Here is a 26,179-nt window from a genome sequence, read left to right as displayed (position 1 = left end):
GAAGGAATATTAGGGCCTTTGTTTTTTCCCAGAGCGCGCTAGAATGCGCCCCGAACGTGCGGAGAACTGTATGTGGCAACAGACTCTGATTACCTTGCGGGCGAGGCCCCGGGGCTTTCATCTGGTAACGGACGAGTTACTCGCCGGCCTGCCTGAACTCAAGGCGTGTCGGGTCGGTCTGTTGCATTTGTGGCTGCAGCATACCTCGGCGTCGTTGACCATCAACGAGAACGCCGATCCGGCGGTACGTCGCGACTTCGAACGATTTTTCAATCGTCTGATCCCACAAGGAACAGACGGCTATGAGCATAACGACGAAGGCCTGGACGACCTCCCGGCGCACTTCAAGGCCAGCGTGATTGGCTGTCAGCTCAGTTTGCCGATTGCGGCAGGCCGGTTGGCGTTGGGGACCTGGCAAGGCGTTTATCTGGGCGAGCACCGTGATCATGGCGGTGCCCGTAAAGTCCTCGCCACCGTGCACGGTGAAGAGGCATAACCGCTGGTCAGCAGCGGCTGTTGATTTTTTTCCGGCAGCCTTCGACAGAGGGCAAAGCTGGGCTATAACTAATCTGCTTTTCGCAAGTCATGAGGTAGAACATGAGCGACGATGATCTGGAAAACGACGACCTCGAAGTAGGCGACGACGACGAAACCGAAGAAGGTCTGGAAGCAGCGGCGGAAGACGTCGCTGAAGACGACGGCGGTGATGCGCCGGTTCCGACCGCCAAAGGCAAGGCCAAGGCAGCGGTATCGGTCGATGAGCTGCCGAGTGTCGAAGCCAAGAACAAGGAACGCGATGCTCTCGCGCGGGCTATGGAGGAGTTTTTGGCCAAGGGCGGCAAAGTGCAGGAAGTGGAGGCCAATGTGGTCGCCGATCCGCCCAAGAAGCCGGACAACAAGTACGGCAGCCGGCCTATCTGAACCTGCTACCCGCTTGCTGAAAAAGCCCGCCGTCGCTGCGGGCTTTTTCATGCCTGATACAAAATTTTGGGTTGAGCACAGTTCCTCTGTGGGAGCGAGCCTGCTCGCGATGACAATTGACCAGACGCCGATATGGTGACTGTCAGACCGCTATCGCGAGCAGGCTCGCTCCCACAGGTTTTGTGTCAAGCCGACACCGAATTCCACCGCGCCAGCAACGCCGGCAAATCAGTCAGGCTGCGAATCTCCGCATCCGGCAGCCGTTCTGCTTCCCAGACCTTGCCCGCCGGGTTGAACCATATCGCCCGCATTCCCGCCTGCTGCGCACCGGCAATGTCATCGCCCGGATGATCGCCAATGTGCACCGCCGATTCAGCGGTCGCGCCACCGCGCTGCAAGGCCTCCTGGAACAATCGCGCGTCGGGTTTGGCGATGCCGATGTCTTCGGCGCACAGCGCAAACTTGAAGTAGTCCGCCAGGCCTAGCCGACGCACATCGGCGTTGCCATTGGTGACCACGCCGAGGGCGTAGTGGTTGGCGAGGATTTCCAGGGTCGGTTCGACCTCTGGAAACACTTCGATCTGATGCCGGGCGTGCAGGAATACTTCAAAGCTCTTGTCCGCCAGATCCGAAGCTTCTGCATGGGTGTAGCCGGACTCTTCCAGTGCATGGAACAGCACTCGTCGACGTAGGGCGCTGATGCGGTGCTTGAGGCTAGGCTCATTGCTCAATACGCGCTCACGAATGGCCCACAGATGCTCCACCGGCACCGCCCCCAGATTGGGCGCGTGCTCGGTCAGCCATTCACGCAAAACGGCTTCGGCGCTGACGATTACCGGGGCGGTGTCCCACAGGGTGTCGTCGAGATCGAAGGTGATCAACTGAATACTCATGAATCGTCGCCTTTCATGCGTTTGGCCCGTGGGTGGGCGCTGTCGTAGACCGCTGCCAGGTGCTGGAAGTCCAAGTGGGTGTAAATCTGCGTGGTCTTGATGTCCGAGTGGCCGAGCAGTTCCTGCACCGCGCGCAGATCCTGGGAGGATTCCAGCAAATGGCTGGCGAAGGAGTGCCGCAGCATGTGCGGATGCAGGTTCTGTCCCAGTTCGCGCTCGCCGGCAGCCTTGACCCGCACCTGGATCGCCCGGGGGCCGAGACGTCGACCTTGTTGGCTGACAAACACCGCATCGTCCGCCGGGTTGGCCATGGCCCGCAGTGGCAGCCACAGTTCCAGGGCTTCGCGGGCTTTTTTTCCTACCGGCAGCAGGCGGGTCTTGCTGCCTTTGCCGAGCACCTGGACCATACCGTCAGCCAGATCGAGCTGATCGAGATTGAGCCCCGTCAGCTCCGACAGCCGCAAGCCAGAGGAATAGAACAGCTCCAGAATCGCTTGGTCCCGGCGAGCCAGAAAGTCATCCTCGACACCACCTTCCAGCAGTTGCAGCGCACGGTCGGTGTCGAGAGTTTTCGGCAGGCGGCGTTCGCCTTTGGGGGGCGCGAGGCCATTGGCCGGATCGTGGTCGCACAGGCCTTCGCGGTTCAGGTAGTGATAGAGCCCCCGAACGGCCGACAGCAATCGTGCCAGGCTGCGGGATGATTGACCCTGGGCGTGCAGACGGGCAACCAGGCTGCGCAGGCGCTGGATGTCCAGCGCCGTCCAGCTGCCGATATTCTGTTTGACGCACCAGCCCAGCACTTTATCGAGGTCGCGGCGGTAGGCCGACAGCGTGTGCGGCGACACCTGCCGCTCACTGCGCAGGTGTTCGCAGTAAGCGTCCAGTTGTCGTTCCATGTTCAGCGTACCGAGCGCAGGGAGTTGTTGACCCGTGGCAGCACGCGACCCATGACTTCAGCGATGTAGCTCAGGAACAAGGTGCCCACCGAGCTTTTGTAGTGCTGCGGATCGCGGCTGGCGATGGCCAGGATGCCGTGGATGCCTTGGTAGCTGATGGCAACGACCGCGGTGGAACCGATTTGCTTGCGCTGTTCTTCGCCGAACAGGAAGTCCAGTTCATGCTCGCGCAGGCTGCCACTGACGCTTTTGTCTTCCGAGAGCAGGCCGCCAATAGCCACTTGCGCTTCGGCGTGGGTGACCCAGCGGCCCACCGGCATGGCGTTGTCGCCGAGCAGGATGAGGCTGACGAAGGGCACCTGGAAGTCCTGACGCAGGCTGTCTTCGACGCACATCACCACGTCTTCCAGGCTGGCGGCATCCATCAGCGCCAGCAGCAATCGACGGGTTTTTTCGAACAGCCGATCGTTGTCCCGAGCGACATCCATCAAATGCGACAGGCGATGGCGCAGTTCAATGTTGCGGTCGCGCAGGATGGTCATCTGACGCTCCACAAGCGACACGGTATCGCCGCGCCGATGGGGAATACGCAGGGACGGGAGCAGTTCTTCGTGCTCGACGAAGAAGTCCGGATGAGCCTCCAGGTACGCGGCAACAGCCGCCGCCTCCAGGCTTTCGGACGGTGATTCGTCAGCTTGTCGTGCGGGTACCTGAGGCTTGTCGGTCATGGGTTTCGCTCACTCAAAGACGCACTTGTCCTTCATATACGCGCACTGCCGGACCGGTCATCATCACCGGTTGACCAGGGCCTGCCCATTCGATGGACAGGCGCCCGCCAGGCAGGTCGATCAATAGCGGCGAATCCATCCACCCCTGGCTGATCGCGGCCACTGCGGCGGCACAGGCGCCGGTTCCGCAAGCCTGGGTTTCCCCGGCTCCACGCTCCCAGACGCGCAACTGCGCGCGGCTCCGGTCGATGACCTGGAGAAAACCGACATTGACCCGTGCCGGGAAGCGCGGGTGATGTTCGATTTTCGGGCCCAGCTCATGCACCGGCGCGTTGTTTATATCGCTGACCCGCAGCACGGCATGGGGGTTGCCCATGGACACGGCGGCCAGGTCGACCTGGGTGCCGTCGACGTCGACCTGATAACTCTTGGCCTGCTCCGGCGCCTGGAACGGAATATCCGCCGGCACCAGGCGTGGGGCGCCCATGTTGACGCTGATCTGGCCGTCGTTTCGCACGTCCAGTTCGATGACGCCGCTTTTGGTCTCGACGCGGATCTGCCGCTTTGCGGTCAGGCGCTTGTCGAGCACAAAGCGGGCGAAGCAGCGCGCACCGTTACCGCACTGTTCCACTTCGGAACCGTCGGAGTTGAAGATCCGATAGCGGAAATCCACGTCCGGATTGCTTGGCGCTTCAACGATCAGCAACTGGTCGAAACCGATGCCGGTGTGCCGGTCGCCCCATTGCTTGGCGTGCTTGGGCAGGATATGCGCGTGCTGGCTGACCAGGTCGAGGACCATGAAGTCATTGCCCAGGCCGTGCATCTTGGTAAAACGCAGCAGCATGGTTTTACTCCGGCAGCAGGCTTTCGCCAGCAAACAACTCGGCTACCGTCTCACGGCGACGCACTTCAAATGCCTGATCACCGTCCACCAACACTTCTGCGGTACGGCCGCGGGTGTTGTAGTTGGAACTCATGACAAAGCCGTAGGCACCGGCCGAATGCACGGCCAGCAGGTCGCCTTCTTCCAGGGCCAGTTGACGATCCTTGGCCAGGAAGTCGCCGGTCTCGCAGATCGGACCGACGATGTCGTAGGCGCGAGCAACGGAGGTGCGCGGGCGCACGGCAGTGACGTCCATCCAGGCTTGATACAACGCCGGGCGGATCAAGTCGTTCATGGCGGCGTCGACGATGGCGAAGTCTTTGTGCTCCGTGTGCTTGAGGTACTCGACCTGGGTCAGCAATACGCCGGCGTTGGCGACGATGAAGCGGCCTGGCTCGAACACCAGCGCCAGGTCACGACCGTCGAGACGCTCGCGCACGGCTTTGATGTAGTCGGCAGCCAGTGGCGGCTCCTCGTCCTTGTATCGCACGCCCAGGCCGCCACCGAGGTCGATGTGGCGCAGGTAGATGCCGCAATCGCCAAGGCGGTCGACCAGGCCCAGCAGGCGGTCGAGAGCGTCGATGAACGGCGGCAGGGTGGTCAGTTGCGAGCCGATGTGGCAATCGACGCCGACCACTTCCAGGTTCGGCAGCTGCGCGGCACGCACGTACACGTCTTCGGCGTCGGCAATGGCGATACCGAACTTGTTCTCTTTGAGACCGGTGGAAATGTACGGGTGGGTGCCGGCATCGACGTCCGGGTTCACGCGCAGTGAAATCGGCGCGCGAACGCCCAGTTCGGCGGCGACCACTTGCAGGCGTTCCAGCTCGTCGGTGGATTCGACGTTGAAGCAGTGCACGCCGACTTCCAGGGCGCGACGCATGTCGTCACGGGTCTTGCCGACGCCGGAGAACACGATCTTGTCGGCGCTGCCGCCAGCGGCCAGTACACGTTCCAGTTCGCCACGGGAGACGATGTCGAAACCGGCGCCCAGACGCGCCAGGACATTCAATACGCCCAGGTTGGAGTTGGCCTTGACCGCAAAGCACACCAGGTGCGGCATGCCCGCCAGTGCATCGGCGAAAGCCAGGTATTGGGCTTCGATGTGTGCGCGCGAGTAAACGTAGGTCGGTGTACCAAAGCGCTCGGCGATGGCAGACAGGGCAACACCTTCCGCGAACAGTTCACCGTCACGGTAGTTAAAAGCGTCCATGAGGTTCCCTTATTATTGGTAGACGTCGTGCTTGTGTGCTTTGGAGGCAGGCTGCTGCTGCGACGACTTGGCTTGTTCGGCAGGGTCCTGGTCTTCATCGGGCAGGTACAGCGGGCCTTTTTGACCGCAGGCCGACACAAGGCAGGCAACCGCGAGGAGCGCAGCGAGGGAGGAGATCAGGCGCTTCATGGCGAAATCCTTGAAAATGCATTAATTGCGCCGGAGTATACCGGCCACCCGGCAGCTTGCCTATGCAGCGGACCGCCCGTCCGGCGGGGCTTGGCCGCAAGCACATCGAACCCACAGGTCGTTATTCTTTGCAATCGACGGGGCTCGGTCGTATCTTGCGGCCCTTGAGCCTGATCAGACACTTTTTGAGGTTGCCGTAATGAGTTTGTCCGAAGCGCGTTTCCACGACCTGGTCGATGCCACCCAGCAAACCCTGGAGGACATCTTTGACGACAGCGACCTGGATATCGACCTCGAAAGCTCGGCCGGTGTGCTGACCGTCAAGTTCGAGAGCGGCAGCCAGTTGATCTTCAGTCGCCAGGAGCCGCTGCGTCAGCTGTGGCTGGCGGCGGTGTCCGGTGGTTTCCACTTCGACTACGACGAAGAAAGCGAGCGCTGGATGTGCGACAAGAGCGAAGAGCAGTTGGGTGAAATGCTCGAGCGTATCGTCCAGCAACAGGCCGGTGTCGAGCTCGATTTCGAAGGACTGTGAGATCGTGACCCAGCCTGCGCCTGTCCGTGCGCCCAAGCCGCTCTACAGCAATGTCAGCCCGGCGGTGCCGTCGCCGTGCAGCGGAGTTTGCCGGCTGGATGAGCAGAAAGTCTGTCTGGGCTGCTTTCGCCATGTCGAAGATATTCGTGAGTGGCGTTCGGCCGACGATCAGCGTCGGCGCGTCATTTGCGCCGAGGCTGCCCACCGCAAAGCTTCAGCCTAGCGAGTCATTGTGGCGATCCGACAAGCCCCCTCGCCACAGGAGTACTCTACAAGTCCATAGCGTCGGTTTGGCCATGACTTGTATATTTTTTGAGCTGTGATAGTGTCCGGAAACGCCTCCACCCACCGAGGCTTATGAAAACCCCGCCTTTTTCTGGCGGGGTTTTGCTTTTTTCGTGCAGAAGAAAGGAGTCTGCCCAGATCATGACCGCACCTTCCATCACCCTTACCCGTCTGGACGTCCAGCGTCTGGAGCGTCTGATCGACAGCCTGGACGACACGCTGCCGGGCGTTATTGCGTTGCAAACCGAACTGGATCGCGCCGATACCCTGGTCGGCCACGATGAAGTGCCGGCGGATGTCGTGACCATGAATTCCCGTGTGCATTGCCGCGAAGAAGGCAGTGGCAAGGACTACCACCTGACCCTGGTGTACCCCAAGGATGCGAACGCCGACGAAGGCAAGGTCTCGATCCTGGCGCCGGTGGGCAGCGCGCTGCTCGGCCTGAAGGTTGGCCAGCATATCGATTGGCCGGCTCCGGGCGGCAAGACCCTGAAGCTGACGCTGCTGGAAGTCGAATCGCAGCCGGCCAATGGCGGCGCGTTCCCCGAGTGACATCCCCTCAGACCTGATCGAGCGCGTCGTTCAATGCGTGCTCCAGGTCAGCCTTGTAGCGCAGGTACAGATGGGTGGAACTCTGTCCTTCACCGAGCAGACCTGACAGGTCGAGGTCGGTGATGTAGCAGCGGTAGCGTTCGGTTTCCCGGCGTTGCCCGACGATTTCCCGGGCGACCACGCTGAACAACTGGTCGCCATGCTCCAGCTCGGAAAACTCCCGTTGATTGCAATACAGCGTCACCTGCTCCTGACCCGGTGCGGCTTTGCCGACGATCGCCTGCACGTCGTAGAACGGCTTGTTCACCGGCGTCTGCGGTGCCGGCCGGGCTTCGATGCGGCGCGCCCGGCCAGGGCCTGATGGCAACAACTGGCAATACAGGGTGTCGAGGTTCAAGGGGTGGGCCGCGTCCATTGGCAACAGGGCATCGCGACGGTACTGGAGCGATTGCAGGAAACGCTGCAGCGGCACCAGCAGGCTTTGCTCATCGTGCCAGGGCAGGCGTTGCTGCCACAAGGCATTGAACTCATCGAGCACGTAAAGCTCAGCCTGATCTTCGTTGACCCGATAGAACACTTGAATGCAGTCCGGCTGGCCCGTTGGCAGGAACAGCGCGAGGTCGTGCTCTTCCAGTGCCTTTGGGTCCAGGTGAAGCGGGCTGTAGCTGGCCATTTCCTCGCCCAGGTAATTGATCAACGCCGGCAAAGTCGCCAGCGCGATGTGCTGGACCTGGCCCGGCACCAACTCCAGCACGTGGTAGTGCTGCTGGACCTGGATCAGGTAGCGATGATTGAGCCGGCTCAGCAGCAGGTTCTGCGCGGTATCGAGGATTTCCTCGACCCGTTGGGCAATGAACTGCGCGCGGTTATGGCAGAAGCAACGCACCCTCAGCTTCGGCTGTTGTGGTCCCGCCGGCAGGTTGTTGAGGTGGTCGCGGATACAGTCGAGCAGGGCGTGGGGGCCGTCGTAGCGGCCGACCAGCACTTCGTTCCAGCTATTGAGCGTGACCTGGTCCAGGGTCAGCACCAGATTTTCCCGGACGCCGGCGTAGCTCAGGGAATCGGTGCGTTCGGTGGTCATGAGGATGTTCAGGTCGCGATGATGCTTGAGCGGATCGATGCCGACATTCACCAGGATCAGCACTTCACTCGGCACGCTGGCACGCAACAGAGGTTCTTCGGCGACGGTGGGCAAGGGCAGGGCGATGGTCTGTTGCAGGCTGCCGAGCAAGTTGAACAGTTCGAATTCGCTCAAGTCGCTGGTGCCGGGGTGCAAGGCCAGGCGGGTACTGCTGTCGATCACGCCATTGCGGTGGCACCAGGTCAGCAGCTCGAGCAAGTGGCGACTGCGTTTGATCGGCGCGAAATGCTCCCACTCCAGCGCCGTCAGGCTGCCGTTGTACAAACCCCACTGGCCTTGCCCCGGTTCTTTCTTGTTCGGTGCGTGCACCAGCATCAGGGTGTCTTCAGCCAGGTCCGGGGCGATGCCGGGGTTGATGAATTCGACTTTACCGGACTTGCGCTCGAAAGCGGCGTACAGGCGACGGCCGAGGACGCTCAGGTCGCGCTTGTTGATGCGGCTGACCGTTTGTTCGTGACGGGCAAACTGGGTGAGGAAGCGGTAGCTGTAGTTCAGCTCGTTGACCAGTGCCCGCCGCTCGGAGCTGACCTGGCGGACTTTCCACTGGCTGCGACTGTCGAGCAGGGCCAGTTGGCGCTGGTCCCAGTGCCATTCATGGGCCAGGCGTTCGAGTAAAGAGCGCTGCCAGCTCTGGGTGCGGCTGTTGCCGGTGAGTTTGCGATTGACCTTCAGGTACAACGAGCGACGTACCAGTTCCAGGCGTTCCGGTTCGTTGCGGGCGATCAGGTATTCCTCGATGCGCCGGTACACCACGACGTACGGATCCAGTTCGTCGAGGTCGAGCCGGTTGGCGAACACCGCTTGCTTGAAGCGCAGGCTCAGGCAATGGACCCTGGGATGTTCACTGGCGTAAACCTCTGTCAGCAGCAGCTTGAGAACCGATTTGTAGGGCGACTCGATGCCCTTGTACAACTGCCAGAGCCCGGCACCGATAAATTCGCCGGGCGGAATGTAGGCCAGGTTGCCGAGGTCGAGGGTTTCATCGGCGCGGATGAAGCGTTTGGAAATCAAGGTATGGGTGTAACGGTCGTAGCTCGACTCTTCGTAGACCGGCACCAGCCACCAGATCGGCGTACGCCCGGCCAGCCAGATTGCGGTGCGGTAAAACTCGTCCAGCAACAGGTAGTGCTGGGTGGTGCCGCAATCCTCCGAACTCAGCTGGGTATCGCGCTCGCCACGGACGAAACGGCTCGGGTCGATCAGGAAAAAATGCGCTTCGGCGCCCTGGCTGGCGGCCCAGGCTTCCAGCAACTGGCATTTTTTGCGCAGCTCGGCGAGTTCGTTCTCGGTCAGGTCCGGCCCATGGCAGACCCACACATCCATGTCGCTCTGGTCGGCCTGCGCCAGGGTGCCGAGGCTGCCCATCAGAAACAGACCATGAATCGGCCTCGGCGGGTTGCTGCCGTGGCGCGGTTTGTAGGAAAACGAGCGGGTCAGGCGCTGGGCTTCAGCAAGGACATTGGCATCCGGCTCGAAATTCGACAGCCCGGCCGGCGTACTGCCGGAAACGTAGCCCGGCAACAGCGGATGATTAACGTGGAAAAACAGCGGCAGCAAGGTCAGGACCCCTTGCTGGCGGGTCGACAACCCTTCCATGGCGCGAGCCATGCGTCCTTCGTTGAGCTTCAGAAAGCGTGCGCGCAGTTGGCTGAGAACCTTGCGGTCGATTCCCTCGTCCAGATCAGGGCGGATTTCATGGGTGCGCGTCATGTCAGCTCAAACCGGCTCGCAGGGCTCGGACGTGGGTGCTCAGGTGAGGGGCAGTTTAGCGCCTGGGTCACGGGACTTTTAAGCTGATTTTGTATTTCTGGCGTCAGATTTCTATCGCGCGGCTACAGCGGGCATCGAAATGCGCCCGCGGAAATCCTTCAGTAGGGGTTTCCGTGGGCGATGCGGGGGAATTCAGGCTGTTTCTTCGGCTCTCAGAATGGTGAGCACGGTTTGCACATTTTGCGCGGCGTCACGACCCAGGCTGGTCAGATAGCCGCCATCAGGCTGGTCGATCAGATCTTTTTCAAATAGGCGTTTGGCAGCGGCAATGGCTTTCGGGGCAGCGGTCTGATGAATTTTCAAACCTTCCTGGGAACTGTCCAGGTTGAAGAGTGCGAGGATTTCCAGTTCGGCAACCAAATCAGGGGTAAGCGACATAAGGACTCCAGACTTTCTAGGAATTGGACGACAGCGCCCCTAAGGTGAACCCGCTTGTCCGGCATGTCCAGTGCTCGCGACAGGGTTTTTTCTCTGTAGGAGCAGCCAGTCGACGCTCGATTGCTCGCGAAGGTCGTCAACGATGACGCTGGAAACCTGATGCCCCGCGGCGCTCTTGGTTTTTTCGCGAGCGATCGAGCGTCGACCGGCTGCTCCTACAGGGAAAGGGCAGGGCTTACTGCTTTTCCGGCGGCAACTCGGGCAATGCGCGCAGCGCAGCTTCGTACCATTCGGTGTTGAACGCGCGGTCTTCTTCGAGGATCGCGTCGATTTCCACCGCCAAAACGTGAGCCATCAGGTTGAGGATTTCTTCCCGCTCGTAACCCACCAGTGTCAGCTTGTTGAACGTCGCCTTGGCCGCTGGCGGGTTGTCGCTTTCGATCTGGTTTTCGATGGCCTGGATCAGGGTACTTTCGGCGAACTCTTCTTCGTCGTTGTCGATATCGGTTGGCTCGCTCATGGCAGGCTCCTCAGGGAAAGGCGGCCAGTTTACCTGCATTCATCTGCATGTTGCTGCTGGCAGGAACGCCTTGAGCGTTCTATAAACAGACACCGCCCACCCCGCACGGCCTGGAGGCTTTGTGATGTTTAAACTTTATGGATTTTGTGTCAGCAACTACTACAACATGGTCAAACTGGCGTTGCTGGAAAAAGGCCTGCCGTTCGAGGAGGTCATGTTCGTCCCGACCCAGACCCCGGAGTCATTGGCGATCAGCCCGCGGGGCAAGGTCCCGGTGCTGGGCGTCGAGCAGGGCTACATTAACGAAACCAGTGTGATTCTCGAGTACATCGAACAAGCCCAAAAGGGCAAGCCGCTGTTGTCGAGTGAGCCGTTCGAGCGCGCGCAGGTGTTGGCGTTGGCCAAGGAAATCGAGCTGTACATCGAACTGCCGGCGCGTGCCTGCTTCCCGGAAGCATTTTTTGGCATGACGGTGCCGGAGGCGATTAAGGAAAAGAGCAAGGCTGAGTTGCTACTGGGGTTTGCCTCCCTGGCCAGGCACGGCAAATTCGCCCCTTATGTGGCTGGAGAAAGCTTGAGCATTGCCGACCTGTACTTCCAGTACAGCGTTTCACTGGCCAGTGCGGTCGGGCAGAAGGTGTTCGGGATTGATCTGCTGGCAGAAATGCCGGCGGCCAAGGCGTTGCTGGAGCGTCTGGGACAGAACCCCAACGTTCAGCGAATTGCGGCGGACAGAGAGGCAGCGATGCCGGCGTTTATGGCGATGGTCGCGGCCAAGAAGTAGTTCTGTGGTGTTCTGAAGTCAGTCATCGTCGGAACGCCGCCCGGAGCCGGCTCGCTCCCACAGGGTTAGATGTGCGAACACTATCCAATGTGGGAGCGAGCCTGCTCGCGATGCTTTTAGCTTTTAGCGGCTGGCAAGCAACGCCTGACCGCGAGCCACGGCAGCCTTCACCTGCGCCGGCGCGGTGCCGCCGATGTGGTTGCGGGCATTGACCGAGCCTTCGAGGGTCAGCACGGCGAACACGTCCTGATCAATCTGGTCGCTGAACTTGCGCAGTTCTTCCAGGCTCATTTCCGCCAGGTCCTTGCCGCTGTCCACGCCATACTTCACGGCATGGCCAACGATTTCGTGGCAATCACGAAATGGCAGGCCGCGACGCACCAGGTAGTCGGCCAGGTCGGTGGCGGTGGAGAAACCGCGCAGGGCCGCTTCGCGCATCATCGCGTGCTTGGGCTTGATCGCCGGAACCATGTCGGCAAAGGCCCGCAGCGAGTCGCGCAGGGTATCGGCGGCGTCGAACAGCGGTTCCTTGTCTTCCTGGTTGTCCTTGTTGTAGGCCAGAGGCTGGCCTTTCATCAGGGTCAACAGGCCCATCAGCGCGCCGAACACGCGACCGGTTTTGCCACGCACGAGCTCCGGTACGTCCGGGTTTTTCTTTTGCGGCATGATCGAGCTGCCGGTGCAGAAACGGTCCGGCAGATCGATGAACTGGAACTGCGCGCTGGTCCACAGCACCAGCTCTTCGGAGAAGCGTGACAGGTGCATCATCGCGATGCTGGCGGCCGAGCAGAATTCGATGGCGAAATCACGATCGGAGACGTTGTCCAGCGAATTGCCGCCAACCGCGTCGAAACCCAGAAGTTGGGCGGTGTATTCGCGATCGATCGGGTAGGTGGTGCCGGCCAGCGCCGCGCTGCCCAGCGGCATGCGGTTGGTGCGCTTGCGGCAGTCGACCAGGCGTTCGTAGTCGCGGCTGAGCATTTCGAACCAGGCCAGCATGTGGTGCCCGAACGTCACCGGCTGTGCGGTCTGCAGGTGGGTGAACCCCGGCATGATGCTGGCGGCTTCGCGCTCGGCCTGCTCCAGCAGGCCTTTTTGCAGGCGGGTGATTTCGGCCAGGATCAGATCGATCTCGTCACGCAGCCACAGACGGATGTCGGTGGCGACCTGATCGTTACGGCTGCGGCCGGTGTGCAGTTTTTTACCGGTCACGCCGATGCGGTCGGTCAGGCGTGCCTCGATGTTCATGTGTACGTCTTCGAGGTCGATGCGCCAGTCGAACTGGCCGGCCTCGATTTCGCCCTGGATGGTGTTCAGGCCATCGATGATGCTGTCGCGCTCGGCATCGGTCAGCACGCCGACCTTGGCCAGCATGGTGGCATGGGCGATCGAGCCCATGATGTCGTGGCGATACAGGCGCTGGTCGAAGGTGACGGAGGCGGTGAAGCGGGCGACGAAGGCGTCGACGGGTTCACTGAAGCGGCCGCCCCAGGACTGATTGGTCTTGTCAGTGCTCATGAATTCGCTCGTATCGGCTTGAGGTAAGAAGGCGTGGAACGCTGGCGCGGATAATAACAGGGTTGCCAATCCTGTCGCTGACACTGGTCGATACGTTTTTTTGGGGGGGGAAGAGCCCGGGCCCGGGTAAGACCCGCGTATTTTTGCCGAACGATATTTTCCAATTGAGCTATATCGTCCCGGCAACCGTCTACAGTTGGACAGTAGGATCAGCGCACTTCTCGGTGCAGCCGCTGGCTATAAGAAGAGTGGGGTGTTCATATTGCGTATCAGCAAACCCTGTGGCGATGTGTCGCCAATGCGGACCTGGACCGCCAATCGCCCGGCAGATGAAAATTTAGCCGCCGGACCAGCGGCACTTTTTGACGCTCGCGCTAGTCTTAGCGTGGATCGCGGTGACGGACGTCACTTCACCTGTCTACGCTATCCTTGTGCGAGACTCACGCAGGAATCCAGCGCAATATGAATGTCCTGATCGTTGATGACGAACCCTTGGTCCGCGAGCGCCTGAGCCGAATGGTTGGCGAACTCGAGGGATACAGTGTCCTGGAGCCTAGTGCCACGAATGGCGAAGAGGCGTTGGCACTGATTGACAGCCACAAGCCGGATATCGTGCTGCTCGATATCCGCATGCCAGGCCTGGATGGCCTGCAAGTGGCTGCGCGGTTGTGCGAACGCGAAACTCCGCCCGCCGTGGTGTTCTGCGCCGGGCCCGATGAATTTGCCGTGGAAGCCTTACAGGCCAGCGCCGTAGGCTATCTGGTGAAACCTGTGAGAACTGAACAATTACATGACGCATTAAAGAGAGCCGAGCGCCCCAATCGTGCCCAGCTCGCCGCCCTGACCCGCCCTGCTGCCGAAAGCGGCAACGGCCCACGCAGCCATATCAGCGCCCGAACCCGTAAAGGGATCGAGCTGATTCCACTGGATCAGGTGGTTTATTTCATTGCCGACCACAAATACGTGACCTTGCGCCACGAAAGCGGCGAAGTGCTGCTCGATGAGCCGCTCAAGGCCCTCGAAGACGAATTCGGTGACCGTTTCGTGCGTATCCATCGCAATGCACTGGTCGCCCGCGAGCGTATCGAGCGATTGCAACGCACACCCCTGGGGCATTTTCAGCTGTTCCTCAAAGGTCTCAACGGTGATGCGCTGATCGTCAGCCGGCGTCATGTGGCTGGGGTACGCAAAATGATGCAACAGCTTTAAACAGCTGTTCGCAGGCGAATTTCACACCCGATTGCCGGACATCCGGGGCCAGGGAGGCCGAGTAGTATCTGATACAAGTCAAAGTGGATTTGGCTGAGCTGTTATTATCTGCCGTATCTATTCAGTACGGATTGATCCATGTCCTCTCGTCAGATCCGCATCGCCACCCGCAAAAGCGCTCTCGCCCTGTGGCAGGCCGAATACGTCAAAGCCCGTCTTGAAGCAGCTCATCCGGGCCTGCTGGTGACTCTCGTCCCCATGGTCAGCCGTGGTGACAAGCTGCTTGACTCACCGCTGTCGAAAATCGGCGGCAAGGGCCTGTTCGTCAAGGAGCTTGAAACCGCGCTGCTGGAAAATGAAGCCGACATCGCCGTGCACTCCATGAAGGACGTGCCGATGGACTTCCCCGAAGGCCTCGGTCTGTTCTGCATCTGCGAGCGGGAAGACCCGCGCGATGCCTTCGTTTCCAACACCTACGCCAGCCTTGATGAGTTGCCCCAGGGCAGCATCGTCGGCACCTCCAGCCTGCGCCGCCAGGCTCAATTGCTGACCCATCGCCCGGACCTGGAAATCCGCTTCCTGCGCGGCAACGTCAACACTCGCCTGGCCAAGCTCGATGCCGGCGAATACGACGCCATCATCCTCGCCGCTGCCGGTCTGATCCGCCTGGGCTTTGAAGATCGCATCACCTCGGCCATCAGCGTCGACGACAGCCTTCCGGCCGGTGGCCAGGGCGCGGTGGGTATCGAATGCCGTAGTGCCGACAGTGAAATCCATGCGTTGCTGGCACCCCTGCATCACCAGGACACCGCCACCCGCGTGACCGCCGAACGAGCCCTCAACAAGCACCTTAATGGCGGCTGCCAGGTGCCGATTGCGTGCTACGCCGTGCTGGAAGGCGAGCAGGTCTGGTTGCGCGGATTGGTGGGCGATCCAGCCGGTGGCCTGCTGCTCAGTGCACAAGCCCGCGCTCCTCGCGGCGACGCCGAGGCGCTGGGAGTGCGAGTCGCCGAAGATCTGCTCAGCCAGGGTGCCGACGCCATCCTCAAAGCGGTCTATGGCGAGGCTGGTCACGAGTGATCGGCTGGCGCTTGCTGCTGACGCGTCCCGCCGAAGAAGCGGAGGCGCTGAGCAGCCTTTTGGCCGAGCAGGGGATATTCAGTAACAGTCTGCCGCTTTTGGACATCATGCCCATTGCGGCCACTGACACAATGCGCCAGGTGATTCAGGCGCTGGATCAGTTCTGCGCCGTCATCGTGGTCAGCAAGCCGGCCGCCCGGATCGGCGTCGAACTGCTGGAGCGATATTGGTCGTCACCGCCTGGTGTGAAGTGGTTCAGCGTCGGCGCGGCGACTGCGCAGATCCTCGAGGATCACGGGCTGGACGTGAGCTTCCCGGCAGAGGGCGATGACAGTGAAGCCTTGCTCGAACTTTCCCGACTGCGCGAGGCTATCGCACAACCCGATGCGCGAGTGCTGATCCTGCGCGGGGAGGGCGGGCGCGAGTTGCTGGCTGAGCGTTTGCGTGAGCTTGGTGCTAGTGTCGAGTATCTGGAGCTGTACCGCCGGGCATTGCCGATTTACCCGCCGACACTGCTGCCGCAACGGATCCGGGCGGAACGCCTGAACGGGCTGGTGGTCAGCAGTGGACAAGGTTTTGAGCACCTGCATCAACTGGCCGGCGATGCCTGGCCGCAGTTGGCGGAGTTGCCGTTGTTTGTACCGAGCCCCAGGGTTGCCGAAATGGCGCGTGCCGCCGGGGCCAAAACAGTTGTGGATTGTCGTGGCGCCAGTGCCGCGGCCTTGCTGACGGCGTTACGGGAGCATCCCGTACCCGTTTTCTGATGCAAAGGATGGATACGTGAGCGAAACAGCCTTGCCTAAAGATGACGTGCGACCTGTGCTTGATGCACCTGTTGATGCTCCTGTTGATGAACTGCCGCCTCCGCCACCTGCTACCGAGCAGCGTCGAGGCAATGGTCTGGCAATCATCGCGCTGCTGTTGGGTGCGGCCGGTGTCGCGGTGGGCGGTTGGGGTGTCTGGCAGGTGCGTCACCTGCAAGCCAATAATCAGCAGCAACTGAGCCAGGTGCAGGCGCTGAATGACCAGGCGCAAAACCTCAAGCTCAATGAGGAGCGCCTGAGCGCACGCCTGGCGCAATTACCTCCCGCCGATGAACTGGAAGCACGCAGCCGTCTGGTTATTCAGCTGCAAGGTGATCAGCAGCGGTTGAACCAGCGGCTGGAAACCATACTCGGCGCCAGTCGCAAGGACTGGCGTCTGGCCGAGGCCGAGCACCTGCTGCGTCTGGCCAGCCTGCGACTGTCCGCCTTGCAGGACATCAGCAGCGCCCAGGCACTGGTCCAGGGTGCCGACGAGATACTGCGCGAGCAGAACGACCCGGGCTCTTTTGCCGCTCGCGAGCAGGTGGCCAAGACCCTGATCGCCTTGCGCAGCACCGAACAACCGGATCGCACCGGGCTGTTTCTGCGTCTGGGCGCGCTGCGTGATCAAGTGGCCAGCCTCACCGAGCTGGCGCCGGAGTACAAGGACCGTGGCGATTCGTTGCTGGGCCTGACCGCCGATGGCGACGGTGCCAGCCGCTGGGCGCAGTGGTGGGATCAGATTTCCCGCTACATCCGCATCGATTTCAGTGCCGACAAAAACGTTCGCCCATTGCTGGCCGGCCAGAGCCTGAGTCAGGTACGCCTGGCCCTGAGCCTGGCGCTGGAGCAAGCGCAGTGGGCCGCACTCAATGGCCAGGCGGCGGTTTACTCCCAGGTGCTGGACGAAGCGCGGGATATCCTCAAGGGCAACTTCAATCCGGACAACGCACAAAGCAAAGTCATGCTTGAGCAGGTGTCCGAGTTGAGCAAGCAACCTGTCACTGTAGTCACACCGGACATGACCGGTACCCTGAGCGCGGTGCAGGGGTATCTGGAACGACGCAACGTCAACGCCGAGGATTCGGTCAAGCCAATGGCCAGGCCTGCCGTGAACACCGCGCCGGAGGCCACGCCATGAGACGCCTCTATGTGATCGTGTTCCTCGTGATCGCCGCTGCCGCTGCGCTGGGGCTGGCGATTGCCGAACATTCCGGTTACGTGCTGATTGCCTACAAGACCTTCCGCTATGAGTCGAGCCTGTGGGCTACTTTGGCGCTGGTGGCTGTGCTCTGGCTGGTGTTCTGGGGCATCAAGTCGCTGGTCGAACTGGTGATGGCTTCCAGTGGCGTGGTCAATCCGTGGTCTCGGCGTAACCGCAGCCGTCGGGTGCAGGTGGCGATCGAGCATGGTCAGCTGGACTTGGCCGAGGGCCGCTGGGCCAGCGCGCAACGCCACTTGCATCGGGCTGCCGAAGCCGAGCGCCAGCCGCTGCTTTACTACCTCGGCGCCGCCCGTGCCGCGAACGAACTAGGCAATTACGAAGAAAGCGACAACTTGCTGGAGCGCGCCCTGGAGCGTCAGCCTCAGGCCGAGTTGGCGATCGCCTTGAGCCACGCCCAGTTGCAGACCGATCGCGGTGATACCGAAGGCGCCCTGGCCACCCTGCAAGCCATGCGTGAACGCCATCCTCATAACGCACAGACCCTGCGTCAGTTGCAGCGCCTGCTTCAGCAGCGTGGTGACTGGTCGGCAGTGATTCGCCTGCTGCCGGAGCTGCGCAAGGACAAAATCCTGCCGGCGGCCGAACTCGCCGAGCTGGAGCGTCGGGCCTGGGGGGCGAACCTGTCTCTGGCGGCGCAACGGGAAGAAGACGGAACGGTGGGGCAGCAATCGCTCGAACGTGCCTGGCAACAACTGACCTCGGCACAGCGTCAGGAGCCGCAACTGGTGCTCGCGTATGCCGAACAACTGCGGCAACTGGGGGCTCAGGTCGAGGCCGAAGAAGTGCTGCGTACCGCTCTCAAACGCAGCTACGACAGTCATCTGGCGCGTCTCTACGGACTGGTTCGCGGCAATGATCCGACCCGCCAGTTGCAGGCCGCCGAAGGCTGGCTCAAGGACCATCCGGCCGATCCGGGCCTGCTGCTGACACTGGGTCGTCTTTGCCTGCAAAACAGTTTGTGGGGCAAGGCCCGGGACTATCTGGAAAGCAGCCTGCGTGTACAACGCAATCCGGAAGCCTGTGCGGAACTGGCACGCTTGCTGGCGCAAATGGGTGATACCGAGCGCAGCAACCAGCTGTTTCAGGAAGGCCTGGGGTTGTTGGATGAACGCTTGCTCGCGGCCCCTCTGCCAGTGCCAGTCCGCGCTTGACCCATTCGCTGGCGCCAGGTTCCGGCGTCTGAGCGATGACCTGCGGCGAGTGAGCAATCGCCCTCGCCGCAGTGCGTTGATTGGTTGAAATTCAGTCGCAAAATTTCGTCGCAGGCAAAGTCCTACAGAGGACTACATTTTATCCTCTCGCCTGCGTCGGGATTTCCCTACACCTGTGCTGAAGTCTCTGTGGGCACTTGCCTTGAAAGGCCGTCGCGCTTTCCTCTACCGTAATGGTCTGTCACTACTTTTACGGAAAAGCCATGTCTTTGGCCTGCTCACGCTCCTTGTTTTTCATGGCTTTCGTTGGGGGTGCCCTGGCGATGGGTGTTTCCTACTACCTGGAATATGCAGTCGGCCTGCGGCCTTGCGGCTTGTGTCTTGTGCAGCGGTTTTGCCTGGCGCTCTTTACCGGTGTCTGCCTGATGGCTTCGGTCCATGGCCCCGGTCGCATAGGCAACGTTCTGTATTGGCTGCTCAGTCTTTGTTGCAGTCTGGCTGGCACTGTCACGGCGTGGCGACAGGTCCTGCTGCAAAGCCTTCCGGCAGAACAGGGAGCGGCGTGCTCGACCCGTCTGGCGGACCTGTTGGCCAGTTCTCCGTGGCTATCGGTCGTACAGCAAATGTTCAAGGGGGCTGCCGATTGTGTGGAAATTTCCTGGACGCTGTTCGATCTGAGTCTCACAGAGTGGAGCCTGCTGTTCTTCGTCGCAATGATGATTCTGGCCGTTTACCAGTCGTTGCGACTGGTCTGGACCAGCTATCAGCGACCACTCAGCGGCGAGTCGTCGCACCGGGCCTTTGCCGGCGATTAAACACTTGTATGAACTTTATCGCCTGCGTACCTTGAAGCCAGTGTCGTGCGGGCATAATCTGGCCCGCACGTGTCATTGGAATTATGTTGCTCGATGACGCTCTGCCTGACCGCCCACCGACGTTACAAGAGGCGAGCGGGCATAGAGCAGCTGACCCACAAGGGAAGAGAGATCACCATGCTCGAAAGTTGTCAGAATGCTCAGGAACGCTGGGGCGGAGTGCACCTGCTGATCGATCGCTGGTTGCAGGAACGACACGAACTGATCGGGGCCTATGACGCTCTCGGCGCAAAGCCTGAGGCGCTGGGTGAGAACCGCAAGCCCTTGCAGGAATTCTGCGGCGTGCTGGTCGATTATGTATCGGCCGGGCACTTCGAGATCTACGAGCAGCTGACGGGGGAGGCCAAGGCCTTCAACGACCAGCGTGGCCTGGAGCTCGCCGAGACGATCTACCCGCGTATCGACGTCATCACCGAAAAGCTACTCGCGTTCAATGACCTGTGTGATGCAGGAAAGTGTGTTGCCGAAGAGTTCAAGACGCTCGGCGGACTGTTGCATGAGCGCTTTGAGCTGGAAGACTGCCTGATCGAAGTGCTGCACACCGCCCACAAGGAAACCGATTCGGTTCAGGCCTGAAGCACTTCCTGCAAGATCCCGAAACGGCGTGCCAAGGCACGCCGTTTTTCGTTTGCGTCGTCAACCGGTAGCACCACGCAGTTCGACTTCGAACACCAGTGGAGTGAATGGTGCGATCACGTCACCGGCACCATCGGCGCCATAGGCCTGAGCCGATGGAATCACCAGTCGCCACTTCGCCCCGACCGGCATGTTTTGCAGTGCGCTACGCCATCCGGCGATCACGCTGTCGAGACTGAACCATTGTGGCTGACTGTTCTGATCGAACACCGTGCCGTCGGGCAAGCGACCGATGTACAGCACCTGCACCTTGCCGTTCGGTCCGGCCTTGGCGCCAGTGCCAGGCGTCAACTCGGTCAGCAACACGCCATCAGCCAGTTCGCGCACGCCGGGTCTGGCTTTCTCCGTGGCGAGAAAGCGTTGTTCTTTTTCCAGTGCCATTTCGCTTTGCGGCTCGGCTGACTGCATGGCGATCCGAGCTTCATGCTCGGTCAGTATCTGCTGGATCTGCTCGTCCTTCAGCGCCAGCGGTTTGCCCTGATAGGCCTGCTGCAATCCTTCGACCAGTGCCTGGAGTTGCAGGTCGGGAGCCTCCTGGCGCAAGCGTTCGCCAAGGCTTGCACCCAGGCTGTAAGCGAGATCGTGGTCTTCATTTTCCTGCGTTGTTGCAGCGGCTTGAGCCACTGAAAAACACACACACAGCGATAAAAAAAGGTAGCGCGACATGAGCACTCTCCGACCTGAATTGCGGGCGATTATGCCAGCGGGAATGCGCGCAACGGTGAACTGCTTTTGCGCCGAGGCAGAAGTTTTTCAATCCTTTGCAACGCAGCGCTTTCGATAGTGTCAACATGCCCTAGCGGCGGTTGCAGCAGAGGTCTAGTATGAGCCGCACTCACTTCAGCCAGGAGGTAAACCATGTCGGCCACCAAGAAGCCAGTCAACACTCCATTGCACCTGCTCCAACAACTCTCGGGCAGCTTGCTCGAGCATCTGGAAACCGCTTGTTCCGAAGCCTTGGCTGATGCTGAAAAATTGCTCGCCAAACTGGAAAAGCAGCGCGGAAAAGCGCAAGAAAAACTGCACAAATCCCGCACCAAATTGCAGGACGCTGCGGCGGCCGGAAAAGCCAAGGCACAAGCCAAGGCCAAGGACGTAGTGGCCGATCTTGAGGAGCTGCTCGATGCCCTCAAGGATCGTCAATCGGAAACCCGCGGCTACATTCTGCAACTCAAGCGCGATGCTCAGGAAAGCCTGAAACTGGCCCAGGGCGTCGGTCGTGTACAAGAGGCTGTCAGCAAGGCGTTGTCCCTGCGTGCGGCCAAGCCAGCTGCGGCACCTGCGAAGAAAGCCGCTGCCAAACCGGCTGCTGCAAAAGCACCGGCCAAGCCTGCTGCTGCCAAGCCAGCCGCTGCCAAACCAGTCGCTAAAACTGCCGCAGCCAAACCTGCTGCCAAACCTGCTGCGAGAAAACCGGCTGCTGCCAGCGCTGCAAAGCCTGCGGCTAAAACCACGGCTGCCAAACCAGCCGCCGCACGACCTGCCGCTGCAAGAGCCGCTGCTGCCAAACCAGCCGTGGCTAAAACCGCCGCCGCTAAACCGGCTGCTAAACCGACTGCAAAACCAGCCGCTAAACCAGCGGCCCGCACCGCTGCGGCGAAACCAGCTGCCAAGCCGGCTGCAAAACCCGTTGCTGCAAAACCAGCAGCTAAACCAGCAGCCAGGCCAGCGGCAAAACCTGCTGTAAAAGCGGTTGCCAAACCTGCTGCTAAACCAGCCGCAGCGAAACCAGCCGTTGCCGCCAAGCCAGTTGCTGCCAAGCCAGTTGCCGCTAAACCGGCTGCTGCAAAACCTGCTGCAAAACCAGCAGCCAAACCTGCAGCCAAACCTGCAGTGAAAAAGCCGGTTGCCGCCAAGCCAGCCACCGCGCCAGTTGCCAAGCCAGTCGCTTCGGCTGCGCCAGCAGCACCTGCTCCGACAGCAACTACCTCGACAGCCGCGCCAGCGCCAACGCCTGCCGTAACTTCGAGTGTTGTAACCACCCCAGCCAGCGCTTCCTAAGTGCCGGTTACCGCGACGCGCAGCTGATGCAGCGCGTCGCGGTGCAGGTGGGCGGCCTCAGCCGTCGCACCTTCCAGCCAGGCCGATAGATCGGCCCCGGCATCTTGCGGCCAACTCTGCGCCGCTCTCTCCAGTCGCAACAACAGATGCCGTTCGGCTTCCAGCTCCAGTGCCTTTACTTGTTCACGCAAGGTATGCAAATCGGCGTCTTCCGTGGCCGCGGCTTTCCACTGTGTGCGCAAGGCGCGTAACGGCCGCACGACATCGGTGTCCCAGGCGACAGCCACGCTGCGTAGTTGCTGCAAGCGCTGCTCATCGCAGGCCACGCCTCGTTGTCCCAACCACGCACCGCACAGTAACAGGCACACATTGACCCCCGCCGACTGCAATTGCAGGCATGCCTGCTCAACGCCCGGACGGGCGTAAGTGGTCAGTGAAAAGTTCCACAGGTCAGAGGACATAGTGCTACTCGCGCCAGTTGCGAGCGAAGCTGGTAGACTCCGCCGCCATTATGATTCGACTTCAGAACCTGACTTTACAGCGTGGCCCGCAACGTCTGCTAGAAGACGCCGAGTTGACGCTGCACGCCGGCCAGAAAGCCGGCCTCATCGGTGCCAACGGCGCCGGCAAATCGAGCCTGTTCGCCTTGCTTCGGGGCGAGCTGCACCCTGACTCGGGTGATTGCTTCCTGCCGGCCGACTGGCGTATCGCCCACATGCGCCAGGAGGTCGACACCCTCGAACGCCTGGCGGTCGACTACGTGCTCGATGGCGATCTGCGCCTGCGCCAGGTGCAACGCGACCTGGCGGCAGCCGAAGCGGCCCATGACGGTGCCGCGCAGGCCCGCCTGCACTCGGAACTCGACAGCGCCGACGGTTACACCGCCGACGCCCGGGCGCGCAAGTTGCTGGCCGGCCTTGGGTTCACCAACGAGCAGATGGATCGTCAGGTCGGGGATTTCTCCGGTGGCTGGCGGATGCGTCTGAACCTGGCGCAGGCCTTGATGTGCCCATCGGACCTGCTGCTGCTCGACGAACCGACCAACCACCTCGACCTCGACGCCATCATCTGGCTCGAAGAGTGGCTCAAAAGTTATCCCGGCACCTTGATGCTGATTTCCCACGACCGGGACTTCCTCGATGCCGTGGTCGATCACGTGGCCCACGTCGATCAGCGCAAGATCACCCTGTACCGCGGTGGCTACAGTGCCTTCGAGCGCGCCCGTGCCGAACGCCTGGCCCAGCAACAGCAGGCGTACGAGAAGCAGCAGGTGCAACGTGCGCACATGGAAAGCTACATCGCCCGCTTCAAGGCCCAGGCCACCAAGGCCCGCCAGGCCCAGAGCCGGATCAAGGCACTGGAGCGGATGGAAGAGCTGACCGCTGCCCACGTCGACTCGCCATTCGATTTCGTTTTTCGCGAATCGCAGAAAATTTCCAGCCCGCTGATCGACCTGTCCGATGCCCGCCTGGGTTACGGCGACAAAGCCGTGCTGGAGAAGGTCAAGCTGCAACTGACCCCGGGTGCGCGAATCGGTCTGCTCGGACCTAACGGCGCCGGTAAATCGACCCTGATCAAGAACCTTGCCGGCGAGCTCTCGCCATTGGCCGGGCGCTTGACCCGTGGTGAGAACACCGTCGTTGGTTACTTCGCCCAGCATCAGCTGGACTCGCTGGATTCCAAGGCCAGCCCGTTGCTGCACTTGCAGCGCCTGGCGCCGACCGAGCGCGAGCAGACCCTGCGCGACTTCCTCGGCGGTTTCGACTTCCGTGGCGCGCGAATCGACGAGCCGGTACTGAATTTCTCCGGTGGCGAGAAAGCGCGCCTGGCGTTGGCCTTGATTGCCTGGGATCGACCGAACCTGTTGCTGCTCGACGAACCGACCAACCACCTGGACCTGGAAATGCGCCTGGCGCTGACCATGGCCCTGCAGGAATTCAGTGGTGCGGTACTGGTGGTCTCTCACGATCGCCACTTGCTCAAAAGCACCACCGACAACTTCTATCTGGTGGCGGACGGCAAAGTCGAAGAGTTCGACGGCGACCTGGAGGACTACACCCGCTGGCTGGTGGAGTATCGCCAGCGCAACGCCCCGGTCAGCAACACGCCGGTCAATCCGGACAAGACCGACAAGAAAGCCCAGCGTCAGGCGGCTGCTGCGTTGCGCCAGCAACTGGCACCGCACAAGCGCGAGGCTGACAAGCTTGAAGCCGAGCTGGGCAAGCTCCACGAAAAACTGGCGAAGATCGATGCCAGCCTTGGCGACAGCGACATCTACGAGCAGGCGCGCAAGAACGAATTGCGTGATCTGCTGGCCGAACAGGCCAAGCTGAAGGTGCGTGAGGCGCAGCTGGAGGAAGCGTGGATGGAAGCCCTGGAAATGCTGGAAGGCATGCAGGCGGAGCTGGAGGCACTGTCCTGATGGACGCCTTCAAGCTGCCGCTGCCGGCGGTGTGGGTCGAGCCGATCTGGCTCGGCGTGCAAATCCTGCTGATCCTGTTCGCCGGTTACATCGCCCAGCGCTTTGTTGCCAAATGCCTGACTCGTCTCGGTGAGCGCTACCCGTTTCCGCCGCAGTTGCTGATGCCGCTGCGCGGGGGGCTGCGCTGGCTGATCATGGGCAGTGCGTTGATTTTCGTGCTGGAGCGCCTCGGGGTTTCGGCCACGGTGCTCTGGACCGCGTTGTCCGGTTTCGTCGCGGTCGCGGCGGTGGCGTTTTTCGCCATGTGGAGCGTGCTCTCCAATCTTCTCTGCGCGATTCTGATCTTTACCGTCGGCCCGTTCCGCCTCGGTGATGTGGTCGAGTTGGTGGACACCACCGACAAGCCTGGCGTCAAAGGCCGGGTGGTGGCGATCAACCTGCTGTACACCACGCTGATTGAGGCCGAAGAACTCGGCACTGGCAGCGCCATGGTGCAAGTGCCCAACAGTTTGTTCTTCCAGCGTTCGGTGCGGCGCTGGCGCGGGACGGATGTGTTTCCTTCCAGCGGGTTTGAAAAGTAAGCCTTCTGTTGCCTGACAGATTGCTTTCGCGAGCAGGCTCGCTCCCACAGTTGATCTTTAGTGGACACAAATTTTGTGAGTGCCTGAGAGCCAATGTGGGACCGAGCCTGCTCGCGAAGGGGCCCGCCCCTGTAAACGCTGGTCGGCCGTCGACACATCCTGCAAAAAATCGGTAGTCATCCAAGCAATGCCGCATTAGCTTAGACGTCTGTCACGAGTCTGAGTCGAGGTGTGCAATGGAGCTTCAAACATGGCTGGCGTTTTTTGCCGCCTGCTGGGTGATCAGCCTGTCCCCCGGTGCCGGCGCCATTGCGTCGATGTCCAGCGGCCTGCAATACGGTTTCTGGCGCGGTTACTGGAACGCCCTGGGCCTGCAATTGGGCCTGGCTTTGCAGATCGCCATCGTCGGTGCCGGTGTCGGTGCCATTCTCACGGCTTCTGCCACGGCCTTCTATGCAATCAAATGGTTTGGCGTGGCGTATCTGGTTTTCCTCGCGATCAAGCAATGGCGTGCGCTGCCCAGCGATATGAGCGATGACGCGGCAGTGCGCCAGATCGGCAAGCCGATGGCCCTGGTGTTCCGTGGTTTTCTGGTGAACATCAGCAACCCCAAGGCGCTGGTGTTCATGCTGGCGGTGTTGCCGCAGTTCATCGACCCGCATGCGCCGCTGTTGATCCAGTATCTGGTGATCGGCGTGACCATGATCTGCGTCGACCTGATCGTCATGGCCGGCTACACCGGTCTGGCGTCCAAAGTGCTGCGTCTGTTGCGCACACCGAAACAGCAAAAACGCATGAACCGAACCTTTGCAGGGCTGTTCATCGGGGCGGCGGCGTTCATGGCGACGTTGCGCAGGGCCGCCGTGTAAAACGGCGACTTACAAAAAAGGCGACCCTCGTGGTCGCCTTTTTCGTTTGGGGAGCAGCTCCCGAACAGATGCAATTACGAAGAAGTCCCAACAAAGCTTGAGCGAAACCCGATGGGCGATAACA

The 26,179-nt window shown here is 61.1% G+C and carries 29 protein-coding genes and 1 pseudogene; 18 read left to right on the top strand and 12 right to left on the bottom strand.

Translation table 11 applies throughout. The features are described from left to right. The first annotated feature begins 70 nt into the window (after positions 1-70). Positions 71-496: a secondary thiamine-phosphate synthase enzyme YjbQ gene (locus tag AC3ITY_RS31760; protein WP_489306814.1), complete on the top strand. Its 426-nt coding sequence runs from the start codon at positions 71-73 to the stop codon at positions 494-496. A 101-nt stretch (positions 497-597) separates the two neighbouring features. Continuing rightward, positions 598-921 carry a transcriptional regulator SutA gene (gene sutA, locus AC3ITY_RS31755; RefSeq protein WP_008050867.1) on the top strand — a complete coding sequence of 108 codons (324 nt, stop codon included), beginning with the start codon at positions 598-600 and terminating at the stop codon, positions 919-921. A 185-nt stretch (positions 922-1,106) separates the two neighbouring features. Here sutA and AC3ITY_RS31750 read toward each other — a convergent pair whose 3' ends face one another. The 6 genes from AC3ITY_RS31750 to lptM are packed head-to-tail and all read right to left on the bottom strand — an operon-like array spanning position 1,107 to position 5,723. After that, positions 1,107-1,814, bottom strand: a complete 708-nt coding sequence (locus AC3ITY_RS31750) for an HAD family hydrolase (protein WP_489306813.1) — start codon at positions 1,812-1,814, stop codon at positions 1,107-1,109. Continuing rightward, positions 1,811-2,710 (bottom strand): tyrosine recombinase XerC, encoded by a 900-nt coding sequence (gene xerC, locus AC3ITY_RS31745; RefSeq protein WP_489306811.1) that lies wholly within the window; start codon positions 2,708-2,710, stop codon positions 1,811-1,813. The genes AC3ITY_RS31750 and xerC overlap by 4 nt, the downstream gene beginning before the upstream one ends. Before the next feature lie 2 nt (positions 2,711-2,712). Continuing rightward, positions 2,713-3,438 (bottom strand): DUF484 family protein, encoded by a 726-nt coding sequence (locus AC3ITY_RS31740; protein ID WP_489306809.1) that lies wholly within the window; start codon positions 3,436-3,438, stop codon positions 2,713-2,715. Between the two features lie 13 nt (positions 3,439-3,451). Beyond that, the gene (gene dapF, locus AC3ITY_RS31735) at positions 3,452-4,282 is read right to left on the bottom strand and encodes a diaminopimelate epimerase (RefSeq protein WP_489306808.1); all 831 of its coding nucleotides are present in this window, start codon (positions 4,280-4,282) and stop codon (positions 3,452-3,454) included. 4 nt (positions 4,283-4,286) lie between these two features. Then, positions 4,287-5,534 carry a diaminopimelate decarboxylase gene (lysA, locus tag AC3ITY_RS31730; protein ID WP_489306806.1) on the bottom strand — a complete coding sequence of 416 codons (1,248 nt, stop codon included), beginning with the start codon at positions 5,532-5,534 and terminating at the stop codon, positions 4,287-4,289. Positions 5,535-5,546: 12 nt separating this feature from the next. Next, positions 5,547-5,723, bottom strand: coding sequence for an LPS translocon maturation chaperone LptM (gene lptM, locus AC3ITY_RS31725; RefSeq protein WP_007992225.1), 177 nt, complete (start codon positions 5,721-5,723; stop codon positions 5,547-5,549). A 199-nt stretch (positions 5,724-5,922) separates the two neighbouring features. Here lptM and cyaY point away from each other — a divergent pair, with 199 nt between their 5' ends. The 3 genes from cyaY (at position 5,923) to rnk (ending at position 7,092) form a co-directional block, all read left to right on the top strand. Next, positions 5,923-6,255, top strand: coding sequence for an iron donor protein CyaY (gene cyaY, locus AC3ITY_RS31720; protein WP_150716245.1), 333 nt, complete (start codon positions 5,923-5,925; stop codon positions 6,253-6,255). A 4-nt stretch (positions 6,256-6,259) separates the two neighbouring features. Beyond that, on the top strand, positions 6,260-6,478 hold the full coding sequence (locus tag AC3ITY_RS31715; protein WP_489306803.1) for a DUF1289 domain-containing protein: 219 nt from the start codon (positions 6,260-6,262) through the stop codon (positions 6,476-6,478). Between the two features lie 203 nt (positions 6,479-6,681). Next, positions 6,682-7,092 (top strand): nucleoside diphosphate kinase regulator, encoded by a 411-nt coding sequence (gene rnk / locus AC3ITY_RS31710; protein ID WP_008050852.1) that lies wholly within the window; start codon positions 6,682-6,684, stop codon positions 7,090-7,092. Between the two features lie 7 nt (positions 7,093-7,099). On the opposite strand, the gene AC3ITY_RS31705 is transcribed toward rnk, so the two are convergent. The 3 genes from AC3ITY_RS31705 to AC3ITY_RS31695 all read right to left on the bottom strand — a co-directional run bounded on the left by AC3ITY_RS31705 (position 7,100) and on the right by AC3ITY_RS31695 (position 10,901). Beyond that, positions 7,100-9,943, bottom strand: coding sequence for a class I adenylate cyclase (locus AC3ITY_RS31705; protein ID WP_489306801.1), 2,844 nt, complete (start codon positions 9,941-9,943; stop codon positions 7,100-7,102). A 192-nt stretch (positions 9,944-10,135) separates the two neighbouring features. Next, positions 10,136-10,381 (bottom strand): TIGR02647 family protein, encoded by a 246-nt coding sequence (locus tag AC3ITY_RS31700; RefSeq protein WP_489306800.1) that lies wholly within the window; start codon positions 10,379-10,381, stop codon positions 10,136-10,138. Positions 10,382-10,616: 235 nt separating this feature from the next. Beyond that, positions 10,617-10,901 carry a hypothetical protein gene (locus tag AC3ITY_RS31695; protein ID WP_046039010.1) on the bottom strand — a complete coding sequence of 95 codons (285 nt, stop codon included), beginning with the start codon at positions 10,899-10,901 and terminating at the stop codon, positions 10,617-10,619. A 124-nt stretch (positions 10,902-11,025) separates the two neighbouring features. Here AC3ITY_RS31695 and AC3ITY_RS31690 point away from each other — a divergent pair, with 124 nt between their 5' ends. Continuing rightward, complete coding sequence (locus AC3ITY_RS31690; RefSeq protein ID WP_489306798.1) at positions 11,026-11,685, top strand: glutathione S-transferase; 660 nt, start codon at positions 11,026-11,028, stop codon at positions 11,683-11,685. A gap of 123 nt (positions 11,686-11,808) precedes the next feature. On the opposite strand, the gene argH is transcribed toward AC3ITY_RS31690, so the two are convergent. Then, entirely contained in the window at positions 11,809-13,203 is a 1,395-nt protein-coding gene (gene argH, locus AC3ITY_RS31685) for an argininosuccinate lyase (protein ID WP_008001478.1), read from the bottom strand. Positions 13,204-13,546: 343 nt separating this feature from the next. Between argH and AC3ITY_RS31680 the strand changes: the two are divergent. The 8 genes and pseudogenes from AC3ITY_RS31680 to rsd all read left to right on the top strand — a co-directional run. After that, positions 13,547-13,669, top strand: a pseudogene (locus AC3ITY_RS31680) (sensor histidine kinase); the annotation flags it as partial. Then, a complete protein-coding gene (locus AC3ITY_RS31675) occupies positions 13,666-14,412 on the top strand; it encodes a LytR/AlgR family response regulator transcription factor (protein WP_150724927.1) in 747 nt (248 codons plus the stop codon). The pseudogene AC3ITY_RS31680 and the gene AC3ITY_RS31675, both read left to right, overlap by 4 nt. Positions 14,413-14,550: 138 nt before the next feature. Then, the gene (gene hemC / locus AC3ITY_RS31670) at positions 14,551-15,492 is read left to right on the top strand and encodes a hydroxymethylbilane synthase (RefSeq protein ID WP_489306796.1); all 942 of its coding nucleotides are present in this window, start codon (positions 14,551-14,553) and stop codon (positions 15,490-15,492) included. Then, positions 15,489-16,256 (top strand): uroporphyrinogen-III synthase, encoded by a 768-nt coding sequence (locus tag AC3ITY_RS31665; protein ID WP_489306794.1) that lies wholly within the window; start codon positions 15,489-15,491, stop codon positions 16,254-16,256. The genes hemC and AC3ITY_RS31665 overlap by 4 nt, the downstream gene beginning before the upstream one ends. Before the next feature lie 16 nt (positions 16,257-16,272). Beyond that, positions 16,273-17,436, top strand: coding sequence for a uroporphyrinogen-III C-methyltransferase (locus AC3ITY_RS31660; RefSeq protein ID WP_489306793.1), 1,164 nt, complete (start codon positions 16,273-16,275; stop codon positions 17,434-17,436). Continuing rightward, positions 17,433-18,671 (top strand): heme biosynthesis protein HemY, encoded by a 1,239-nt coding sequence (locus AC3ITY_RS31655; protein WP_489306792.1) that lies wholly within the window; start codon positions 17,433-17,435, stop codon positions 18,669-18,671. The genes AC3ITY_RS31660 and AC3ITY_RS31655 overlap by 4 nt, the downstream gene beginning before the upstream one ends. A gap of 263 nt (positions 18,672-18,934) precedes the next feature. Further along, entirely contained in the window at positions 18,935-19,486 is a 552-nt protein-coding gene (locus tag AC3ITY_RS31650) for a disulfide bond formation protein B (RefSeq protein ID WP_489306790.1), read from the top strand. Between the two features lie 177 nt (positions 19,487-19,663). Then, on the top strand, positions 19,664-20,122 hold the full coding sequence (gene rsd / locus AC3ITY_RS31645) for a sigma D regulator (RefSeq protein WP_223455405.1): 459 nt from the start codon (positions 19,664-19,666) through the stop codon (positions 20,120-20,122). Positions 20,123-20,182: 60 nt separating this feature from the next. Here the strand turns inward: rsd and AC3ITY_RS31640 are convergent, their stop codons facing one another. Beyond that, positions 20,183-20,848: an FKBP-type peptidyl-prolyl cis-trans isomerase gene (locus AC3ITY_RS31640; protein ID WP_489306789.1), complete on the bottom strand. Its 666-nt coding sequence runs from the start codon at positions 20,846-20,848 to the stop codon at positions 20,183-20,185. A 192-nt stretch (positions 20,849-21,040) separates the two neighbouring features. Here AC3ITY_RS31640 and AC3ITY_RS31635 point away from each other — a divergent pair, with 192 nt between their 5' ends. Beyond that, positions 21,041-22,183 (top strand): AlgP family protein, encoded by a 1,143-nt coding sequence (locus AC3ITY_RS31635; RefSeq protein ID WP_489306788.1) that lies wholly within the window; start codon positions 21,041-21,043, stop codon positions 22,181-22,183. On the opposite strand, the gene AC3ITY_RS31630 is transcribed toward AC3ITY_RS31635, so the two are convergent. Continuing rightward, positions 22,180-22,644 (bottom strand): TIGR02444 family protein, encoded by a 465-nt coding sequence (locus tag AC3ITY_RS31630; RefSeq protein WP_489306787.1) that lies wholly within the window; start codon positions 22,642-22,644, stop codon positions 22,180-22,182. The two genes, AC3ITY_RS31635 and AC3ITY_RS31630, sit on opposite strands and share 4 nt — an antisense overlap. 50 nt (positions 22,645-22,694) lie before the next feature. On the opposite strand from AC3ITY_RS31630, the gene AC3ITY_RS31625 reads away from it, so the two are divergent. The 3 genes from AC3ITY_RS31625 (at position 22,695) to rhtB (ending at position 26,055) form a co-directional block, all read left to right on the top strand. Beyond that, positions 22,695-24,605, top strand: a complete 1,911-nt coding sequence (locus AC3ITY_RS31625) for an ATP-binding cassette domain-containing protein (RefSeq protein ID WP_489306786.1) — start codon at positions 22,695-22,697, stop codon at positions 24,603-24,605. Next, a complete protein-coding gene (locus AC3ITY_RS31620) occupies positions 24,605-25,186 on the top strand; it encodes a mechanosensitive ion channel domain-containing protein (protein WP_489306785.1) in 582 nt (193 codons plus the stop codon). Before AC3ITY_RS31625 ends, AC3ITY_RS31620 begins: the two co-directional genes overlap by 1 nt. Before the next feature lie 236 nt (positions 25,187-25,422). Further along, positions 25,423-26,055, top strand: coding sequence for a homoserine/homoserine lactone efflux protein (rhtB, locus tag AC3ITY_RS31615; RefSeq protein ID WP_489306783.1), 633 nt, complete (start codon positions 25,423-25,425; stop codon positions 26,053-26,055). Positions 26,056-26,179: the final 124 nt, after the last annotated feature.

It is taken from the genome of Pseudomonas sp. GL_091, from assembly GCF_057837725.1.
This window is presented reverse-complemented; position numbering and strand designations above follow the sequence as displayed.

Excerpts from the sequence above, each read along its gene's own strand:
- AC3ITY_RS31760 (WP_489306814.1), top strand. The coding sequence starts at position 71 with ATGTGGCAACAGACTCTGATTACCTTGCGGGCGAGGCCCCGGGGCTTT.
- sutA (WP_008050867.1), top strand. The coding sequence starts at position 598 with ATGAGCGACGATGATCTGGAAAACGACGACCTCGAAGTAGGCGACGAC.
- AC3ITY_RS31750 (WP_489306813.1), bottom strand. The coding sequence starts at position 1,814 with ATGAGTATTCAGTTGATCACCTTCGATCTCGACGACACCCTGTGGGAC.
- xerC (WP_489306811.1), bottom strand. The coding sequence starts at position 2,710 with ATGGAACGACAACTGGACGCTTACTGCGAACACCTGCGCAGTGAGCGG.
- AC3ITY_RS31740 (WP_489306809.1), bottom strand. The coding sequence starts at position 3,438 with ATGACCGACAAGCCTCAGGTACCCGCACGACAAGCTGACGAATCACCG.
- dapF (WP_489306808.1), bottom strand. The coding sequence starts at position 4,282 with ATGCTGCTGCGTTTTACCAAGATGCACGGCCTGGGCAATGACTTCATG.
- lysA (WP_489306806.1), bottom strand. The coding sequence starts at position 5,534 with ATGGACGCTTTTAACTACCGTGACGGTGAACTGTTCGCGGAAGGTGTT.
- lptM (WP_007992225.1), bottom strand. The coding sequence starts at position 5,723 with ATGAAGCGCCTGATCTCCTCCCTCGCTGCGCTCCTCGCGGTTGCCTGC.
- cyaY (WP_150716245.1), top strand. The coding sequence starts at position 5,923 with ATGAGTTTGTCCGAAGCGCGTTTCCACGACCTGGTCGATGCCACCCAG.
- rnk (WP_008050852.1), top strand. The coding sequence starts at position 6,682 with ATGACCGCACCTTCCATCACCCTTACCCGTCTGGACGTCCAGCGTCTG.
- AC3ITY_RS31705 (WP_489306801.1), bottom strand. The coding sequence starts at position 9,943 with ATGACGCGCACCCATGAAATCCGCCCTGATCTGGACGAGGGAATCGAC.
- AC3ITY_RS31700 (WP_489306800.1), bottom strand. The coding sequence starts at position 10,381 with ATGTCGCTTACCCCTGATTTGGTTGCCGAACTGGAAATCCTCGCACTC.
- AC3ITY_RS31695 (WP_046039010.1), bottom strand. The coding sequence starts at position 10,901 with ATGAGCGAGCCAACCGATATCGACAACGACGAAGAAGAGTTCGCCGAA.
- AC3ITY_RS31690 (WP_489306798.1), top strand. The coding sequence starts at position 11,026 with ATGTTTAAACTTTATGGATTTTGTGTCAGCAACTACTACAACATGGTC.
- argH (WP_008001478.1), bottom strand. The coding sequence starts at position 13,203 with ATGAGCACTGACAAGACCAATCAGTCCTGGGGCGGCCGCTTCAGTGAA.
- AC3ITY_RS31675 (WP_150724927.1), top strand. The coding sequence starts at position 13,666 with ATGAATGTCCTGATCGTTGATGACGAACCCTTGGTCCGCGAGCGCCTG.
- hemC (WP_489306796.1), top strand. The coding sequence starts at position 14,551 with ATGTCCTCTCGTCAGATCCGCATCGCCACCCGCAAAAGCGCTCTCGCC.
- AC3ITY_RS31655 (WP_489306792.1), top strand. The coding sequence starts at position 17,433 with ATGAGACGCCTCTATGTGATCGTGTTCCTCGTGATCGCCGCTGCCGCT.
- AC3ITY_RS31650 (WP_489306790.1), top strand. The coding sequence starts at position 18,935 with ATGTCTTTGGCCTGCTCACGCTCCTTGTTTTTCATGGCTTTCGTTGGG.
- rsd (WP_223455405.1), top strand. The coding sequence starts at position 19,664 with ATGCTCGAAAGTTGTCAGAATGCTCAGGAACGCTGGGGCGGAGTGCAC.
- AC3ITY_RS31640 (WP_489306789.1), bottom strand. The coding sequence starts at position 20,848 with ATGTCGCGCTACCTTTTTTTATCGCTGTGTGTGTGTTTTTCAGTGGCT.
- AC3ITY_RS31635 (WP_489306788.1), top strand. The coding sequence starts at position 21,041 with ATGTCGGCCACCAAGAAGCCAGTCAACACTCCATTGCACCTGCTCCAA.
- AC3ITY_RS31630 (WP_489306787.1), bottom strand. The coding sequence starts at position 22,644 with ATGTCCTCTGACCTGTGGAACTTTTCACTGACCACTTACGCCCGTCCG.
- AC3ITY_RS31625 (WP_489306786.1), top strand. The coding sequence starts at position 22,695 with ATGATTCGACTTCAGAACCTGACTTTACAGCGTGGCCCGCAACGTCTG.
- AC3ITY_RS31620 (WP_489306785.1), top strand. The coding sequence starts at position 24,605 with ATGGACGCCTTCAAGCTGCCGCTGCCGGCGGTGTGGGTCGAGCCGATC.
- rhtB (WP_489306783.1), top strand. The coding sequence starts at position 25,423 with ATGGAGCTTCAAACATGGCTGGCGTTTTTTGCCGCCTGCTGGGTGATC.